Source organism: Serratia sp. Nf2 (genome assembly GCF_003028435.1).
GTDB classification, from domain to species: domain Bacteria; phylum Pseudomonadota; class Gammaproteobacteria; order Enterobacterales; family Enterobacteriaceae; genus Serratia; species Serratia marcescens_L.
In genome coordinates this window covers 41696-58614 of the sequence record NZ_PYTW01000011.1, presented here as the reverse complement: position 1 = coordinate 58614, position 16919 = coordinate 41696, and the positions used below count along the sequence as shown (strand labels likewise).

The 16919-nt window shown below is 61.6% G+C and carries 10 protein-coding genes; 6 read left to right on the top strand and 4 right to left on the bottom strand.

Translation table 11 applies throughout. The annotated features are described in order from the left end of the window. The first annotated feature begins 51 nt into the window (after positions 1-51). Positions 52-600 (top strand): SecY-interacting protein, encoded by a 549-nt coding sequence (gene syd / locus C9411_RS21565; RefSeq protein ID WP_107227898.1) that lies wholly within the window; start codon positions 52-54, stop codon positions 598-600. Positions 601-1209: 609 nt separating this feature from the next. Here syd and C9411_RS21560 read toward each other — a convergent pair. Continuing rightward, positions 1210-2448, bottom strand: a complete 1239-nt coding sequence (locus tag C9411_RS21560; protein WP_107227897.1) for an MFS transporter — start codon at positions 2446-2448, stop codon at positions 1210-1212. Positions 2449-2626: 178 nt separating this feature from the next. On the opposite strand from C9411_RS21560, the gene C9411_RS21555 reads away from it, so the two are divergent. The 5 genes from C9411_RS21555 (at position 2627) to C9411_RS21535 (ending at position 12789) form a co-directional block, all read left to right on the top strand. Beyond that, positions 2627-2953: a YqcC family protein gene (locus C9411_RS21555; RefSeq protein WP_033638567.1), complete on the top strand. Its 327-nt coding sequence runs from the start codon at positions 2627-2629 to the stop codon at positions 2951-2953. Between the two features lie 145 nt (positions 2954-3098). Then, positions 3099-9074, top strand: coding sequence for an alpha-2-macroglobulin (locus tag C9411_RS21550; RefSeq protein WP_107227896.1), 5976 nt, complete (start codon positions 3099-3101; stop codon positions 9072-9074). Positions 9075-9123: 49 nt separating this feature from the next. After that, positions 9124-11472: a penicillin-binding protein 1C gene (pbpC, locus tag C9411_RS21545; RefSeq protein ID WP_107227895.1), complete on the top strand. Its 2349-nt coding sequence runs from the start codon at positions 9124-9126 to the stop codon at positions 11470-11472. Positions 11473-11532: 60 nt separating this feature from the next. Further along, a complete protein-coding gene (gene truC, locus C9411_RS21540; protein ID WP_107227894.1) occupies positions 11533-12303 on the top strand; it encodes a tRNA pseudouridine(65) synthase TruC in 771 nt (256 codons plus the stop codon). Between the two features lie 33 nt (positions 12304-12336). Then, on the top strand, positions 12337-12789 hold the full coding sequence (locus tag C9411_RS21535) for a flavodoxin (RefSeq protein ID WP_033654121.1): 453 nt from the start codon (positions 12337-12339) through the stop codon (positions 12787-12789). A gap of 57 nt (positions 12790-12846) precedes the next feature. Here the strand turns inward: C9411_RS21535 and C9411_RS21530 are convergent, their stop codons facing one another. The 3 genes from C9411_RS21530 to glnD all read right to left on the bottom strand — a co-directional run bounded on the left by C9411_RS21530 (position 12847) and on the right by glnD (position 16896). Beyond that, a complete protein-coding gene (locus tag C9411_RS21530; protein ID WP_004931929.1) occupies positions 12847-13236 on the bottom strand; it encodes a DUF3461 family protein in 390 nt (129 codons plus the stop codon). A 129-nt stretch (positions 13237-13365) separates the two neighbouring features. Beyond that, positions 13366-14190 (bottom strand): 2,3,4,5-tetrahydropyridine-2,6-dicarboxylate N-succinyltransferase, encoded by an 825-nt coding sequence (gene dapD, locus C9411_RS21525; protein ID WP_004931932.1) that lies wholly within the window; start codon positions 14188-14190, stop codon positions 13366-13368. A 42-nt stretch (positions 14191-14232) separates the two neighbouring features. Beyond that, positions 14233-16896 carry a bifunctional uridylyltransferase/uridylyl-removing protein GlnD gene (glnD, locus tag C9411_RS21520; RefSeq protein ID WP_063990788.1) on the bottom strand — a complete coding sequence of 888 codons (2664 nt, stop codon included), beginning with the start codon at positions 16894-16896 and terminating at the stop codon, positions 14233-14235. Between the last annotated feature and the right edge of the window lie 23 nt (positions 16897-16919).

The following is a 16919-nucleotide window of genomic DNA, read 5'->3' as shown; positions in this document are numbered from 1 at the left end:
CGGTCAGAGATAGGTACAATGGCCGTCAGTTTAACGTATGCGAGAAAGAATATGGACCATGATGTATCGCACGCTCTGCGTGAATTCACTCAACGCTATGTCGAGTTGTGGCAGCATGAGCGCGGCCACGCGCCGGCCAGCCAGGCGCTGTACGGCGTGCCGTCGCCCTGCATCGTGGAGAACCGCGAGGACGAAGTGCTGTGGTTGCCGCAGCCTTTCGAACCGGCGGCGACGCTGGAGAAGGTAGAGGCCGCGCTGGAGCTGCGTTTGCAGCCGGACGCGCACCGTTTCTACACGCAGCAATATGCCGGCGACATGAGCGCGCAGTTCGGCGAGCATCGCCTGAGCCTGCTGCAGGTCTGGAGCGAAGAGGATTTTATCCGCCTGCAGGAAAACCTGATCGGTCATCTGGTGACGCAAAAACGCCTCAAGCTGTCGCCGACCCTCTTCCTGGCGACCACTGAATCTGAAATGACGATGGTGTCGTTGTGCAACGTCAGCGGTAACGTGGTGCTGGAACAGTTCGGCAGCGATAAGCGCACCCTTCTGGCGGCGACGCTGGGGAATTTCCTCGATGCGCTGCGCCCGGCGCTGGACTGAATCGCGACGGATTCGCCGTCGCCCGTGTGAGAGATCTCTCACACGGGCTGTGAGATATCGCTCTTAATTTTTCCCACCTTTCCCCAGGCTATGAGATTATTGTTATCCAGATCAATTGGTTAGAATTTCTTTAGGATAACTCTTAGTCTTAATTTAGTGTGAGACACCTCCCAAACCCTTGTGATTCCGGGGAATTTAAGCGATCTTATCGTTACCGGAACGGAACCGGCGGAGCAGGAAAGCATCAGGATGATGCAGCTTCAGGAAGAAGAAAGGGATGCGCTCAGGCAAGAGCGAAGGATGGCGTCAGGAGATGCCCAGGATGTTTCAGGATAGAAACCAGGGACACCTCCAGGACGGAGATTGAGAGCCGGCACGGGACTGTCGGCGGGTCAGGAAGGCTGAGGAACCGCGTCAGGACGATGCTGCAGGATGATGCAAGGATCACTTGGTCAGGATGGCCGCAGGAAAAGTTTTCAAGGATTGAGCAGGGAGCACACTGTGTAGCGGGATAGCTATAAAACGAACCGGGGGCACTGTTAACGCAGTGCCCCCAACTTTTTGTTTTATCCCGCCGCGCGGGCGCCCTGCCTTAATCCCTCTTCAGCATTAACCAATCGCGCCCAGCGTATCGCCTGCGCTCTGTTTTTTCGGCAGCAGGAACAGCGTGGCGTAGATATCCAGCAGGTAAATTGCCGCCAGCAGGCTGATGGCCGCGGTAAACGACACCTGCGTCACCAGTGCACCGATCACCAATGGCCCCAGGCCGCCGACGCCGCGCCCGAGATTGAACAGGATGTTCTGCGCGGTGGCGCGCGCCTGCACCGGATAGGTATCGGAAATCAATGCGCCGTAGCCGCCGATCATGCCGTTGACGAACATGCCCATTAGGGCGCCGGCGAACAGCATCAGCATCGGATCGCTCAACTGGGCGTAGCCGATCACCATCACCACGGCGCCGATCTGATAAAGCACGAAGATCTTCCAGCGGGCGAAGCGATCGGCCAGCACGCCAAACAGCCAGATGCCGAACGTCATGCCGACCACCGTCACCGCCGTCCACAGGCCGGACTTGGTGAGCGAGAAGCCGAAGTTTTTCGCCAGGTAAGTCGGCATCCAGATCATCAGGCCGTAGTAGCCGAAGTTCTGCACCGAACAGAGAATGAAGATGCCGACGCTGGCTCTGCTGGTGGCGCGATCCTTAAACAGCAGGCGCAAACGCTGCAGGAAGGAGAGCGGTTGCCCAGCCTCTTTCTGTCGCACGAACGCCTCCGGCTCGCCCAGGGTGCGGCGGATCAGGAATGACGCCAGCGCCGGCAGCAGGCCGACCAAAAACATGCCGCGCCAGCCGATGTGTTCCAGCAGCAGCGGCGTCAGGAAGGCGGCCGCCAGTACGCCCAACTGCCAGCCCATGCCGACGTAAGCCGAAGCGCGGTTGCGCTTCTCTGCCGGCCAGGCTTCGGCGATCAGCGCCATGCCGATGCCGAATTCGCCGCCCAGCCCGATGCCCGCCAGGGTGCGATAGGCCAGCAGATCCCAATATCCTTGCGCCACGGCGCACAGGCCGGTGAACAGTGAAAACATCAGGATGGTGATCGTGAGTACCCGGATACGGCCGAAGCGATCGCTGAGGTGGCCGAAGATCACACCGCCCAGCACCGCGCCGATCAGCGTCCAGGTGACCAGTGAACCGGCGGCCGATGAGGTTAATCCCAATTCGATGCTGATGGCCGGCAGCATAAAGCCGAGGATCAGCAGGTCAAACCCGTCCATGGCATAACCGGTGACCGAAGCCAGCATGGCCTTACCGGGCGTCGCGTGGTTTTTTTTCTCTGTTATTACGGACATGAATCTTTATCTGTGTGGTGAACTCGGTGGGCCTATTGTGCCGCGCGGCGGCGAACGCCACCAGATAAAAACGGCGAGCTGTCTCAGGTGCGCCGAATTTGGGCTATAAAAATGCTATGCTTTGCCGCCTTTCAGCCAGCGCGCTGAATACCATGATGAAAAGAGATCGGGAATGCAGATGAGTATACATAACCAGGTGCGCCGCAGTTTGCAGGCGATTGAACAATCCATGCGCGATCTGGCGCTGTGGCAGGCCGCGCCGCCTGATCATGAGGCTTTCTCCAGCACCGAGCCGTTCTGCATCGACAGCATGTCGGCCGAAGCCTGGCTGCAGTGGGTGTTCTTGCCGCGCATGTATGCGTTGCTGGACGCCGAAGCGCCGTTGCCAACGCGCTTCGCCATCACGCCTTATTTCGAAGAGGCGCTGAAAGATCGTGAGCCGAGCAGCCTGCCGCTGCTGGTGCTGCTGCAACAGCTGGATTTGATGTTGAATAAAGAGCCGTAATTCCCCGGCGGCGCGCAGATTTTTGCCGCCCGGCAGTGTAGAGTACTCGCGCGGATGCCGGGCAGGAGAGCCGACGGCGTCTTTCGGCTCGGTTGAACCGCGGCGGTTGACCGGGGCTGCATTAGGATGATGAGGTGCTGCAATAATGGATTTATTAAGGTTTATCCTGCGTTTGCCTTTTACCCTGGTTAAGGGCGTTTGTCGCCTGCTCGGTGGGGCGTTGTCGCTGTTGGGGCGGTTGCTGAGACCGCTGGTCGGCAACCTCAGCTGGCGTGCGCCGGCCTGGTGGGCTGCGCTGCCGCGCGGTTTTTTGCGGCTCGAAAGCGGCGTGGATAAACACCCGAAAGCGATTGGTCTGGGCCTGCTGCTGTTGGCTGGTGCCGCAGGCGGCGCGTTTTACGGCTGGCACTGGTGGCAAAACCGGCCTCAGCCTATCGAGCCTGCGCCGATGGTAGTCCAAGAGGTCAGCGCCGCGCTGGCCAACCCCGAGCCGATAGATTACGCCGCCGCCCGGCTGGCGCCGCAAACGGTGAGCCTGACCTTCAGCGGGTCGGTCGCGCCGATCGCCGAAGTGGGTAAAACCGTGAGCGCCGGCATCATTCTGAAGCCGACGGCGGAAGGCCAATGGGCGTGGAGCAATGAGTCGACGCTGGTGTTCACGCCGAAAAAACCGCTGCCGATGGGCGCGAAATATGACGTGACCCTCGAGCCCGCCACGTTGCTGGCGCCGCAGGTCAAGCTCGCCAAAACCCGTTATGCCTTCACCGTGCCCGCGTTCGATTACCGTCTGGGGCAGGCCGAGTATTACCGCGATCCGCAAGATGTGCAGAAACGTAGCGCGATTTTCAATTTGCAGTTCAATGCACCGGTTGACGTCGCCAGCTTTGAAAAACAGATTTCGTTGGGATTGAAAGAAGGCAACACTTCCTCCGAGAAAAAGCTGAACTTCTCTCTGGTCTATGACGAGAAAAAACTGAACGCTTGGGTGCATTCCGAGCCGTTGCAGGCGCTGGATCAGGGCGGCGCAGTGCATCTGACCGTCGGCAAGGGCGTTAAATCGACGGCGGCCGGCAATGCGGTCGAAGAGGCGAAAAGCAACTGGGTCAAAGTCCCGACGCTGTACAGCCTGGCGTTGAGTGACGCCAGCGCTCAGGTGGTGGACACCGACGGCGGCCAAGGGCAGCGTGCGCTGGTGGTCGGCTTCAGCGATGCGGTGAAAGATAAAGAGCTGGCGCGGGCCACCAAAGCCTGGCTGCTGCCGCAGCACGATCCGAGCGATGCCGAAGCCGCCAACGATGCCGAAGATTTCTATCAATGGACGGTCGACAGCGTCGGTAAAAACGTGCTGGCGCAGGCGACGGCATTGCCATTGACGCTTAACGAGGCTGAAGAGGCCTACCAGCCGCAGTTCAGCTTCCGCTTTGAAGCCCCGGCGCATCGCTTCGTGCTGATCGAGATAGACAACCAGCTGGTTTCCGTCGGCGGTTACAAAATGCCGAAGAAGGTTTATCGGGTGGTCGAAGTGCCGGAGTTCCCGAAATCGCTGCAGTTCATGTCCGCAGGCTCGCTGCTGTCGGTCAACGGTGACAAACAGATCAGCGTGGCGGCGCGCAACGTGGCGGGCCTGCGGCTGGACATCAAGCGGGTGATCCCGAGCCAGCTGCAGCACATCGTCTCCTTCAAAAGCCGGGAATACTCGTCCACGGAATTCAACCGGCTCAACGACGAATATTTCACCGAGCATTTCAAATACCAGACGGCGCTCAACAACGAGCGGCCGGGCGAAGTGAACTATCAGGGCATCGATCTCTCCCGTTATCTCTCCACCAACGCCAGTTCCCATCGCGGAGTGTTCCTGCTGACGCTGTCTGAATGGCAGCCGAACCGAAAACCGGCGGCGGAAGAGGCGGGCGCCGAGCCAGAACAGGAACCGGACGAGAGCACCGGGGATGATCAGCCCGACGTCGGCGATTCGCGCTTTGTGGTGGTGACCGATCTGGGCATTGTCGCCAAGAGCTCGCAGGATAAGACGCGCGACGTCTTCGTGCAGTCGATTCAAAGCGGCGCGCCGGTCAGCGGCGCCAACGTGTCGGTAGTGGCCAAAAACGGCGTGACGCTGCTCAGCCAAACCACCGGGGCCGACGGCCACGTGCGTTTCCCGGCGCTCGACGTGTACACCCACGAGCGCCAGCCGGTGATGTTCCTGGTGGAAAAGGAAGGGGATGTCTCCTTCCTGCCGACCGGCAGCTATAACGATCGCGGGCTGGACTTCTCGCGCTTCGACGTCGCCGGTGAACAAACGCCGACCGATCCGCGTACGCTCGGCAGCTACCTGTTCTCCGATCGCGGCGTTTATCGACCGGGGGATACTTTCAATATTGGCCTGATCACCCGCGCCGCCGACTGGCGCGTTGGCCTGGCCGGCGTGCCGGTGCGCGCCGAAGTCCGCGATCCGCGCGACAAGCTGATGACCACCGTGCCGCTGACGCTGGGCGCCAGCGGTTTCAACGAGCTGAGCTATACCACCGATGAAAACTCGCCCACCGGCGAGTGGAACGTCTATCTGTATCTGATCGGCAAAAACAACGATACCTCCACGCTGCTCGGCCATACCGCGGTCAATGTGAAGGAGTTCGAGCCGGATCAGCTGAAAGTGAAGCTGGCGCTGACGCCGAATCGCCAGCAAGGCTGGGTCAAACCGTCCGAGCTGAAGGCCAGCATCGATGTGCAGAACCTGTTCGGTACTCCGGCGCAGGATCGCCGCGTGACCACCAGGCTGACGCTGCGGCCGATGTATCCGAGCTTCGATCGCTTCCCGGATTATGCGTTCTATGAAAACCGGCAAAACAGCGACGGGTTCGAAACCGAGCTGGAAGATCGCACCACCGATGAGCACGGCGTGGCTGAGATACCGCTCGATCTGAAATCCTACGCCGACGCTACTTATCAGCTGCAGCTGTTGTCGGAGGCGTTCGTCGCCGGCGGCGGGCGCTCGGTGGCGGCTACCGCCCGTACGTTGGTTTCCCCTTACGATTACCTGATTGGGGTGAAGGCGGACGGCGATCTGGGCTACATCAACCGCGACGCGGAGCGGCATCTGAACGTGATCGCCATCGATCCGGACCTGAAACAGATCGCCATGCCGAACCTGAAGCAGGTGTTGATCGAACAGAAATACATTTCGGTGCTGACCAAACAGGATTCGGGCGTTTACAAATACCAGTCGAAGATGAAGGAAGTGCAGCTGTCGGAACAGCCGCTGGCGCTGAGCGAGCAGGGCGCGGATCTGCGGCTGGCGACCGATAAGCCGGGCGATTTCGTGCTGGTGATTGAAGATGCGCAGGGCAAGACGCTCAACCGCGTTGCCTACAGCGTGGCAGGCAACGCCAACCTGAGCCGTTCGCTGGATCGCAACGCCGAACTGAAGCTGAAACTGAACCAGGCGGAATATCAGCCGGGCGAGGAGATCGAGGTGGCGATCAACGCGCCTTATACCGGTAGCGGTTTGATCACCATCGAGAAGGACAAGGTTTACGCCTGGCAGTGGTTCCACACCGACACCACCAGCTCGGTGCAGAAGATCCGCGTACCGGCCGGCATGGAGGGCAACGGCTACATCAACGTTCAGTTCGTGCGCGATATCAACTCCAGCGAAATCTTCATGAGCCCGCTGAGCTATGGCGTGATGCCGTTCAAGATCAGCACCAAGGCGCGCCAAAACAGCCTTGAGGTGACGGCGCCGGAGGTCATCAAGCCGGGTGAAAACCTGACGATGACGGTCAAGACCGACGCGCCGCAGCAGGTGGCGCTGTTTGCCGTCGATGAGGGCATTCTGCAGGTGGCGCGTTACCGCCTGAAGGATCCGCTGGAGTTCTTCTTCAGCAAGCGCGAACTGAACGTGAGCAGCGCCCAGATCCTCGACCTGATCCTGCCGGAGTTCAGCAAGCTGATGGCGCTGACCGCGGCGCCGGGCGGCGATGCGGGCGAAGGGCTGGATCTCAACCTCAACCCGTTCAAGCGCAAGCGCGACAAGCCGGTGGCCTATTGGTCCGGCATTACCGAGGTCAGCGGCGAGAAGCAGTTCGTCTACCCCGTACCGGACTACTTTAACGGCAAGATCCGCGTGATGGCGATTTCGGTGACGCCGGAGAAAATCGGCAAGGCGCAAACCGCCGCCACGGTGCGCGACAACTTCATCATGACGCCTAACGTGCCGGCGATGGTGGCGCCGGGCGACGAGTTCGACGTCAGCGTGGGCGTCAGCAATAACCTCGAAGGGTTGAACGGCCAGTCGGTAGCCATCAACGTTCTGCTGACGCCGCCGCCGCAATTGGAGGTGGTGGGCAGCGCGACGCAAAGCCTGACGCTGGCGGAAAAACGCGAAGGCGTGATCGCTTTCCGTCTGCGCGCCAAATCCGTGCTGGGCGATGCGCCACTGGTGTTCGACGCCCGTTACGGCGACCAGGCCAGCCGCCGCACCGTCAGCACCTCGGTGCGGCCGGCGGCGCCATACCGTACCCAGTCGGTGATGGGGCGGATGGGCGGCAGCAGCCAGAACGTTGATGGCCTGCGCCAGATGTTCGACGCTTTCGCGCAGCGCAGGGCAGCGGTGTCGAATTCGCCGCTGGTGCTGACCAGCGGGCTGGCGCAATACCTGGCGGATTATCCGTATTACTGTTCCGAGCAGATTGTCAGCCGCTCCATTCCGCTGATGCTGCAGAGCCGCCACCCAGAGATGAAAAGCAGCCTAAGCCAGGCGGAAGTCAGCAAGCAGCTGCGCAACCTGCTTGGCGTGCTGCGCGCCCGCCAGAACGACAGCGGAGCGATCGGCGCCTGGCGTTCGTCGCCGGATGCCGATCCTTTCGTCACGCCTTATGTAGTGCAGTATCTGCTCGAAGCCAAAGCGGCGGGCTACCCCCTGCCAGAAGGTATGCTGGACGAGGCCAACGGCGCATTGCGCGAACTGGCGGCCAGCGGATTCGACGATCTGTATCTGCTGCGCCTGCGCAGCTGGGCGGTTTACCTGCTGACGCTGCAGGGCGAAGTGACCACCAACTCGCTGGCGGCGGTGCAGGATACGCTGCAAAAACGCTATGGCGAAGGGTGGAAAACCGATCTGAGCGCGCTGTATCTGGCCTCTTCCTATCGCCTGTTGAAGATGGACGACGAAGCCGCCGCGTTGCTGCAACCGAGCTGGCAGCAACTGAGCAAGGCGTATGACAGCGCCTGGTGGACGCAGAATTATTTCGATCCGCTGGTGCAGGATGCGACTCGGCTGTATCTGATTACCCGTCACTTCCCGGAGAAGGTGGCGTCGATCCCGCCGCAGGTGCTGGAGAATATGGTCAAGGCGCTGAAAGAAGAGCGTTACACCACCTACTCTTCCGCGATGAGCATTCTGGCGCTGGAAAGCTATTCGACCCAGGTGGCGGCGCAATCCGCCAACGCGGACGCCTTGGGCATCGTGCAGGTAGGCAAAACCGGCGGTGAGCCGCAGCGCATCAGTGAGCTGCAGGGGTTGTTCGTGCAGGGGCAGTTCAACGCCGATGCAACCGCGGTGCGCTTCACCAACGGCGGCAATGCGCCGGCCTGGTATGTGGTGACGCAGGCCGGTTACGATCTGAATGCGCCGCAAAAAGCGCTGTCGCGCGGGATTGAGATCGTCCGCGATTACACCGACGAACAGGGCAAACCGGTGACGCAGGTGACGCTGGGGCAGAAGATCAACGTCCATCTGAAGGTGCGCGCCAACTCGAAAGAGGGGCAGAGCAACCTGGCGATCGTCGATCTGCTGCTGGGCGGGTTCGAAGTGGTGCAGCAGACGCCGCCGGAGCCGGCCGATGCCGGCGAGGAGAGCGACGATCGCGGCGGTTGGCAGTCGCCGCTGGCCGCTACCGGCTCCACCTGGGCGCCGGATTACAGCGATATCCGTGAAGATCGGGTAATTATCTACGGCAGCGCCGGCACCGAGGTGCAGGAGTTCGTCTATCAGATCAAGGCCACCAATACCGGCAGCTTTATTATTCCACCGGCCTATGGCGAAGCCATGTATGACCGAGAAGTGCAGGCCATGTCGGCCGGTGGCGGCAAGCTGGTGGTGGTGCCAGCGGGCAACGACTAGGCCGGATCCGGCGCCAGGCCAGCGTCTGGCACCGGGGTGATGAGAACGTATGAAGATCCTGACCGGGCGCGTGCTGCAAAACGGCTTGATGGCGGCGTTTTTACTGGCGCTGCTGTTGACCGCGATTCGGCTGTGGCCGCATCCGCCCCTGTGGCAGGGGCTGCCGCAGGCTTCCGTCTATTACGACAGGCATGGCGCGCTGCTGCGCATCACCCTGGCCAACGACGATCGCTACCGGCTGTGGACCCCGCTGGAGCAGGTGTCACCGCTGGCGGTACGCGGGCTGCTGCTGCACGAAGACCGCTGGTTCTACTACAACCCCGGCTTTAACCCCGTCAGCCTGATGCGCGGCTTCTGGCGCAGCTATGTCGCCGGCGGCAAAATGCAGGGCGGGTCGACCATCAGCATGCAGCTGGCGCGCATGCGCTGGCATCTCAATACCCGTACGCCGGGCGGCAAGGTGCTGCAGGTGCTGCGCGCGGTGCAGCTGGAGCTCAGCTACTCCAAGCGCGATATCCTGGAAGCCTATCTGAATTACGCCCCCTATGGCCGCAACATCGAAAGCATCGGCGCCGCCAGCCTGATCTATTTCGCCAAGTCGCCGAAGGATTTGACCCTGCCGGAGGCGCTGACGCTGGCGGTGCTGCCGCAGTCGCCCAGCTACCGTCTGGAGCCGAAAACCGGCGTGCTAGGCGCTGCGTTGACGCAGGCGCGTAACCGTCTGTTCCAGCGCTGGCGGCAGGTTTACCCCACCGACGCCAGCCAGCAAACGCTGTTCCGCCTGCCGCTGGCGCTGCGGCAGCCTGAGCAAGTACCCTATATCGCGCCGCACTTTATCGAACAGCTACGCCAGCAGACGCAGCAACTGGTGCAGCGCGATACGCGCGTCGACACCACGCTGGACGCCGGGTTGCAGCGGCTGGTCGAACGGCAGGTCAACGCGTTTATCGCCCGCAACCGCAGCCGCGGCATTCAAAACGCCGCGGTGCTGCTGGTGGACAGCCGCGATATGGGGGTGCGTGCGCTGGTGGGATCGGCGGACTATTACAACCGTCCAATCCAGGGACAGGTGAACGGCACCAACGCCAAGCGTTCGCCGGGATCGACACTGAAGCCATTCATCTACGCGCTGGGTATGGAGCAGGGCGTGCTGCATCCGATGACCATCCTGAAAGACGTGCCTTCGTCGTTCGGCGCCTATGCGCCGGAAAACTTCGACCGGCGCTTTCTCGGCCCGGTGACCGCCACCGATGCGCTGAATTTCAGCCGCAACATTCCGGCGGTGTATGTCGCCTCGCAGCTGCGCCAGCCGACCTTTTATCAGTTTTTGCGTCTGACCGGCGTGTCCAATATGGCCAGCGAGAGCCACTACGGGCTGTCGCTGGTGCTGGGCGGTGGTGAGGTGACGGCGCAGGAATTGGCGAAGCTGTACGCGCTGCTGGCGAACCGCGGCGAGCTGCGGCCGCTTCGCATGCAGCTGAACGAGGTCGAATCGACGCCGGTGCGGCTGCTGAGCGAGGAGGCCAGTTTCATCACGCTGGATATGCTGCGCCAGCACCGGCGGCCGGGCGATACGCTGGCACAGCGTTCTTCATCGCTGCCGGTGTACTGGAAGACCGGCACCTCCTGGGGCTTTCGCGACGCCTGGAGCGTCGGGATTTTCGGCCCTTACGTGCTGGTGGTGTGGGAGGGCAATTTCGACGGGCGCGGCAACAATGCGTTGGTCGGCGCCGAGGCCGCCGCACCGCTGTTCTTCAACATCATCGACAGCGTCAACGCCAGTTACCCCGGCCTGCGGGAACCGAAGCACCCGTTCCCCCAACGGCTGCGGCGGGTGGACATTTGCCTCGCCAGCGGCGATCTGCCAACGCCGTGGTGCCAACAGAAGGGCAAGACCTGGTTTATTCCCGGCAAGTCGCCGATCAAGGTCGACAGCGTCTATCGGCCGGTGGTGCTGGATATTCACAGCGGCGAGGTCGTTTGCCCACCGTATGACGCGGCGCAGACCCGCACCGAAATCTTTGAGTTCTGGCCTTCCGATCTGGCCAACGTCTTCGCTCAGGCCGGGTTGCCTAAGCGCACGCCGCCGGTCAACCGCTGCAAGGACAACGGCATCGCCGTCGGCGGCAACGCGCCGCGCATCACTTCGCCGCTGAAAAATACCACCTATACCTTGCGCCAGTCGCAGCAGGGACGGGACAAAATCGCCTTCAATGCGGTGACGGACGCCGACAGCAAAACGGTGTACTGGTTCGTCGACGATATCTATCTCGGCAGCAGCGCCAGCAAAAAGCCGATCGACTGGCGGCCGATAAACAACGGGCGCTACCGCATTCGGGCGGTGGACGATCGCGGCCGCGCCGATACGCGGCTGGTAACCATCGAATGGGTGAACTAGCGCTGAGCCGCACGCCTGTTATACTCGCGCCCGAAACGGCTATTTACCTGGGAAAGCGATGTGATTGAGATTTTGTATCAGGATGAACACCTGGTGGCGGTGAACAAACCGTCGGGCTGGTTGGTACACCGCAGTTGGCTGGATCGTCATGAAACACGCTTTATGATGCAAACGGTGCGCGATCAGCTCGGGCAGCACGTCTTTACCGTGCACCGTCTCGATCGCCCGACGTCCGGCGTGCTGCTGATGGCGCTCTCCAGCGAGGTGGCGCGCCTGCTGTCTCTGCAGTTCGAGCAGCATCAGGTGCAGAAAACCTACCATGCGGTGGTGCGCGGTTATGTGCGGGAGGGGGCGACCCTCGACTACCCGCTGACGGCGGAGCTGGACAAAATCGCCGATAAACATGCCGATGCCGATAAGGGGCCGCAGCTGGCGGTGACGCACTACCGTCCGTTGGCGCAGGTAGAAATGCCGGTGGCCGTCGGCCGCTACGACAGCGCGCGGTACAGCCTGGTGGAGCTGCAGCCGGAAACCGGCCGCAAGCACCAGCTGCGGCGCCATATGGCGCATCTTCGCCATCCGATCATCGGCGACAGCAAGCACGGCGATCTGCGGCAGAACCGCGGTATGGCGCAGCATTTCGGCTGCCCGCGCCTGATGCTGCACGCCAGCCATCTGCAGCTGACGCACCCGGTGACCGGCGAGCCGCTGCGGGTGACGGCGCGCTGGGACGAAGACTGGCAAGGGGTGATGACGCAGTTCGGTTGGGCGGGGCTATTCCCTGAACTTGCCGGGGTTGAGTTTAGCGCGGCTAACGGTCAGGATAGCTGACAATTTTTAAAGGTAATGAAGGGAGTAGGAGCCATGGCTCAGGTTGGTATCTTCGTGGGAACGGTCTACGGCAATTCGCTGCTGGTGGCGGAAGAAGCGCAAAACATCCTCAGCGAGCAGGGCCATGAGGTCAAACTGTTCGAAGAGGGCACGCTGGAGGCCTGGCAGTTTTATCGCCAGCACTACGCGCTGGTGATCACCTCCACCACCGGGCAGGGCGATCTGCCGGATAGCATCGCGCCGCTGTTCCACGCCATTCGCGATCAGGTCGGCTACCAGCCGGAGCTGCGTTATGGGCTGATCGCCCTCGGCGACAGCAGCTATGACAACTTCTGCGGCGCCGGGCGCGCGTTCGACGCGCTGTTGCAAGAGCAGGGCGCCACCCGCGTTAGCGAAGTGCTGGAGATCGATGCGATGGAACAGCCGGAGCCGGAAGTGGCCGCCTGTCCGTGGGTCGAGCAGTGGGGCACGCTGCTGCAATCGTAAAGTAAAAAGGCGCCGCGAAAGGGCGCCTTGGCGATGATGCGGATCAACCGATCCGCATTACTTGCCGCGGGTGAGTTTTTCCAGATCGGCTTCGATCTCGGCAATCTTGTGCGACACCACGCCTTCGAGATGGCGCAGGTCGTCGAGGATTTTACGTTTCAGATCCACTTCCACCTGATCGCGCTGGCAAAGCTGATCCAGTTCGTCGATCACGTAACGCAGGTTCGGGTTGATCTCGTGAATTTCCTTGTAGCCCTGGCCGGCGTTGTCCGCCACCACGGTTTTACGCTGACGCGGGTACTTGAACTTCACGCTCTTGGCGAAGAACTCGCCCTTGTCCTTGCGGAAATAGATCTTGAGGATGTCGTTGTTGGCCTCTTGACGCAGGCTATAGCGATCGACGTCTTCCGGTTGATTGATGCCCAAACTCTTCAAGTTATCGTACATACTGCGCCCTCTTTAGATGTGATCGTTATATTCCACGACTGCAATTATGGCGGAAAGCGAGATCTGCGACTGTGACTGCCAGCGAAACGCAGACAAAAAAATAGCGGGTGAATCACCCGCTATTTCAATTTAGTCGATAGTACGCAATAACTCATTAATGCCGACTTTACCGCGCGTTTTGGCGTCGACTTTCTTGACGATCACCGCGCAGTACAGGCTGTAAGAACCGTCTTTCGACGGCAGGTTGCCGGAAACCACCACCGAACCCGCCGGTACGCGGCCGTAATGGATTTCGCCGGTCTCGCGGTCATAGATGCGGGTGCTCTGGCCGAGGTATACGCCCATCGAAATCACCGAGCCTTCTTCCACGATCACGCCTTCCACCACTTCGGAGCGCGCGCCGATGAAGCAGTTGTCTTCGATGATGGTCGGGTTGGCCTGCAGCGGCTCCAGCACGCCGCCGATGCCGACGCCGCCGGACAGGTGAACGTTTTTGCCGATCTGAGCGCAAGAACCGACGGTGGCCCAGGTGTCAACCATGGTGCCTTCGTCGACGTAGGCGCCGATGTTAACGTAAGACGGCATCAGTACAGTGTTGCGCGCGATGAACGCGCCCTGGCGCACGGTGGCCGGCGGCACGACGCGGAAACCTTCCTTCTGGAAGCGCGCTTCGTCGTAGTCGGCGAACTTCATCGGCACCTTGTCGTAGTAGCGGGTTTCCGCGCCGTCCATCACCTTGTTGTCGTTGATGCGGAAAGAGAGCAGCACGGCTTTCTTCAGCCACTGATGGGTGACCCATTGACCGTCGATCTTCTCGGCGACGCGCAGGGCGCCGCTGTCCAGCAGGCCGATCACCTGGTTTACCGCTTCGCGCGTTACGGTGTCTACGTTCGCCGGGGTGATGTCCGCACGGCGCTCGAAGGCGCTTTCAATAACGTTCTGTAATTGCTGCATGCTGTTCTCTTTCCTGATGTTGTCGGTAAAAAGTTACTTGTATCACATTTTATCGTTTGGGGTGAGGGCCTCTGTCAACCGTAGCTCCAACTTTCTGCGCGTTTCTTGGTCGAGTGCGCGCCGCTCGCCGTCGGCCAGGATAAACAAATCCTCGACCCGCTCGCCGATGGTGGAAATGCGCGCGCCGTGCAGCGACAGCCCCAGGTCGGCGAACACTTCGCCCACCCGCGCCAGCAGGCCGGGCTGGTCGAGCGCGGTCAGCTCCAGGTAGCTGCGACGGTCGGTATGGGTCGGCAGGAAAGTGACCTCGGTCGGCACGCTGAAGTGACGCAGCTTGGAAGAGGGCCGGCGCACGCGCGGTGGCTGATACTCCCGCTGGGTGATGGCCTGCAGCAGCGCCTGGCGGATCGCCGCGTGGCGATCCTGCGCCAGCGGGCTGCCGTCCGGCTCCAGCACGATAAAGGTGTCCATCGCCATACCGTCGCGGTTGGTGAAGATCTGGGCGTCGTGCACGCTCAGATTGCGGCGATCCATTTCCCCGGCGACGGCGGCGAACAGATAAGGACGGTCCGGGCTCCAGATGAAGATCTCGGTGCCGCCGCGCGTCGCCTGGCGGCTGACCAGCACCAGCGGCTGGGTGGAATCGTGGGCCAGCAGGTGGCGGGCGTGCCACGCCAGCTGATTTGGCGAGTGGCGCAGGAAATAGTCGGCGCGGCAGCGGCTCCAGATGCGGTGCAGCGCCTCTTCGTCGATGTTGTCCATGCGCAGCAGCGCCAGCGCCTGCAGGCGGTGGTGGCGCACGCGTTCGCGCAGATCGGGGCTGTTCTGCATGCCGCGGCGCAGCTGTTTCTCGGTGGCGAAATACAGCTCGCGCAACAGGCTCTGCTTCCAGCTGTTCCACAGGGTTTCGTTGGTGGCGCAGATATCCGCCACCGTCAGACACACCAGATAGCGCAGGCGGGTTTCGCTCTGCACTTCGCTGCTGAACTGCTGAATCACCGTCGGATCCTGGATATCGCGGCGCTGCGCGGTGACCGACATCAGCAGGTGGCAGCGCACCAGCCAGGCTACCAGTTGGGTTTCTCGCGAGTTGAGGCCGTGCAGTTCGGCGAATTCCACCACGTCTTCCGCGCCGAGGATCGAGTGATCGCCGCCGCGCCCTTTGGCGATATCGTGGAACAGTGCTGCCAACAGTAATAATTCCGGGTGCGGCAGGCGCGGGTACAGCTCCACGCACAGCGGATGGCGCGGCCGGGTTTGCGCATCGGCGAAGCTCTCCAGCTTCTGCAGCACGCGGATGGTGTGTTCATCGACGGTATAGGCGTGGAACAGGTCGAACTGCATCTGCCCGACGATCTTGCCCCACTGCGGCATATAGGCCCACAGCACGCTGTGACGGTGCATCGGCACCAGCGCGCGCGACACCGCGCCGGGGTGGCGCAGGATGGCCATAAACAGATCGCGCGCTTCCGGAATGGTGCACAGCGGCTGTTTCAGATGGCGGCGCGCGTGGCGCAGCTGGCGCACGGTGGTGGAGTAAATGCCCTTGATTTCGCGGTTGCGCACCATCAGGTAGAACATGCGCATGATGGCTTGCGGCTCGCGGATAAACAGCGTTTCGTCGCGCAGATCGATCAGATCGCCACGCAGCTGGAAATCGTCGTTCAGCGGGCGCGGCTTCTCGGTGGCGTCCAGCGCCAGGATGGCCTCGTCGAACAGCTGCAGCAGCATGTGGTTCAGTTCGCTGACGCGCCGCGTCATGCGGTAGAAGTCTTTCATCATGCGCTCGACCGGCTCGTTGCCTTCGCCTTCATAGCGCAGCAGCTGCGCGACGCTGAGCTGCCGATCAAACAGCAGGCGGTTGTCGTAACGCGGCAGCACCAGGTGCAGCGCGAAGCGGATGCGCCACAGGAAGCTCTGGCACTCGTTCAGCTCGTTGCGCTCGGCCTGGGTGAGGAAACCGAAGCCGACCATTTCGTCCAGCGAGGTGGCGCCGAAGTGGCGGCGCGCCACCCACAGCAGCGTGTGGATGTCACGCAGGCCGCCGGGGCTGCTTTTGATATCCGGCTCCAGGTTATAGCTGGTGCCGTGGTAGCGCTGGTGGCGCTCCTGCTGCTCGTTGATCTTGGCGTGGAAAAACTGCGGTGAAGGCCAGAAGCCGTCGCTGAAGATATGTTTTTGCATCTGCAGAAACAGCGCGACGTCGCCGCAGATCATGCGCGATTCGATCAGGTTGGTGGCCACGGTCAGATCCGCCAGCCCTTCCAACAGGCATTCTTCCAGGGTGCGTACGCTGTGGCCCACCTCCAGCTTGAGATCCCACAGAAGGGTGATGAATTCGCCTACCCGCTGCGACTGCTGCTCCGTCAGCCGGCGCTGGCTGAGCACCAGAACGTCGATGTCCGACAGCGGGTGCAGTTCGCCGCGGCCATAGCCGCCGACCGCCACCAGCGCAGTTTCCGGGATATCTTCGAAGCCGTAGAAGGTCCACAGCCGGCGCAGCAGGCGATCGATGAAGTCGCTGCGCGCCGCCACCAGGCTTTCGGCGCTGGATCCGGCGTCGAACGCCGCTGCCAGCCACAGCTGGAACTGCTCCAGCCGCTGTTTCAGCTCCGGACAGGTGAGCTCGTCGTCGCCGTAGGCGCTGGGAGAGACGGGTGGCATCGGCACGGCCGGGGCCGCCTGTTGAAGGAGATTGTCAGACATAGTGCGCAGCCCATAAAAAAGGC

Bases quoted from the DNA above. Each gene is read 5' to 3' on its own strand.
- pbpC (WP_107227895.1), top strand. From the start codon at position 9,124: ATGAAGATCCTGACCGGGCGCGTGCTGCAAAACGGCTTGATGGCGGCG.
- C9411_RS21530 (WP_004931929.1), bottom strand. From the start codon at position 13,236: ATGTACGATAACTTGAAGAGTTTGGGCATCAATCAACCGGAAGACGTC.
- syd (WP_107227898.1), top strand. From the start codon at position 52: ATGGACCATGATGTATCGCACGCTCTGCGTGAATTCACTCAACGCTAT.
- glnD (WP_063990788.1), bottom strand. From the start codon at position 16,896: ATGTCTGACAATCTCCTTCAACAGGCGGCCCCGGCCGTGCCGATGCCA.
- C9411_RS21555 (WP_033638567.1), top strand. From the start codon at position 2,627: ATGAGTATACATAACCAGGTGCGCCGCAGTTTGCAGGCGATTGAACAA.
- C9411_RS21550 (WP_107227896.1), top strand. From the start codon at position 3,099: ATGGATTTATTAAGGTTTATCCTGCGTTTGCCTTTTACCCTGGTTAAG.
- dapD (WP_004931932.1), bottom strand. From the start codon at position 14,190: ATGCAGCAATTACAGAACGTTATTGAAAGCGCCTTCGAGCGCCGTGCG.
- C9411_RS21535 (WP_033654121.1), top strand. From the start codon at position 12,337: ATGGCTCAGGTTGGTATCTTCGTGGGAACGGTCTACGGCAATTCGCTG.
- C9411_RS21560 (WP_107227897.1), bottom strand. From the start codon at position 2,448: ATGTCCGTAATAACAGAGAAAAAAAACCACGCGACGCCCGGTAAGGCC.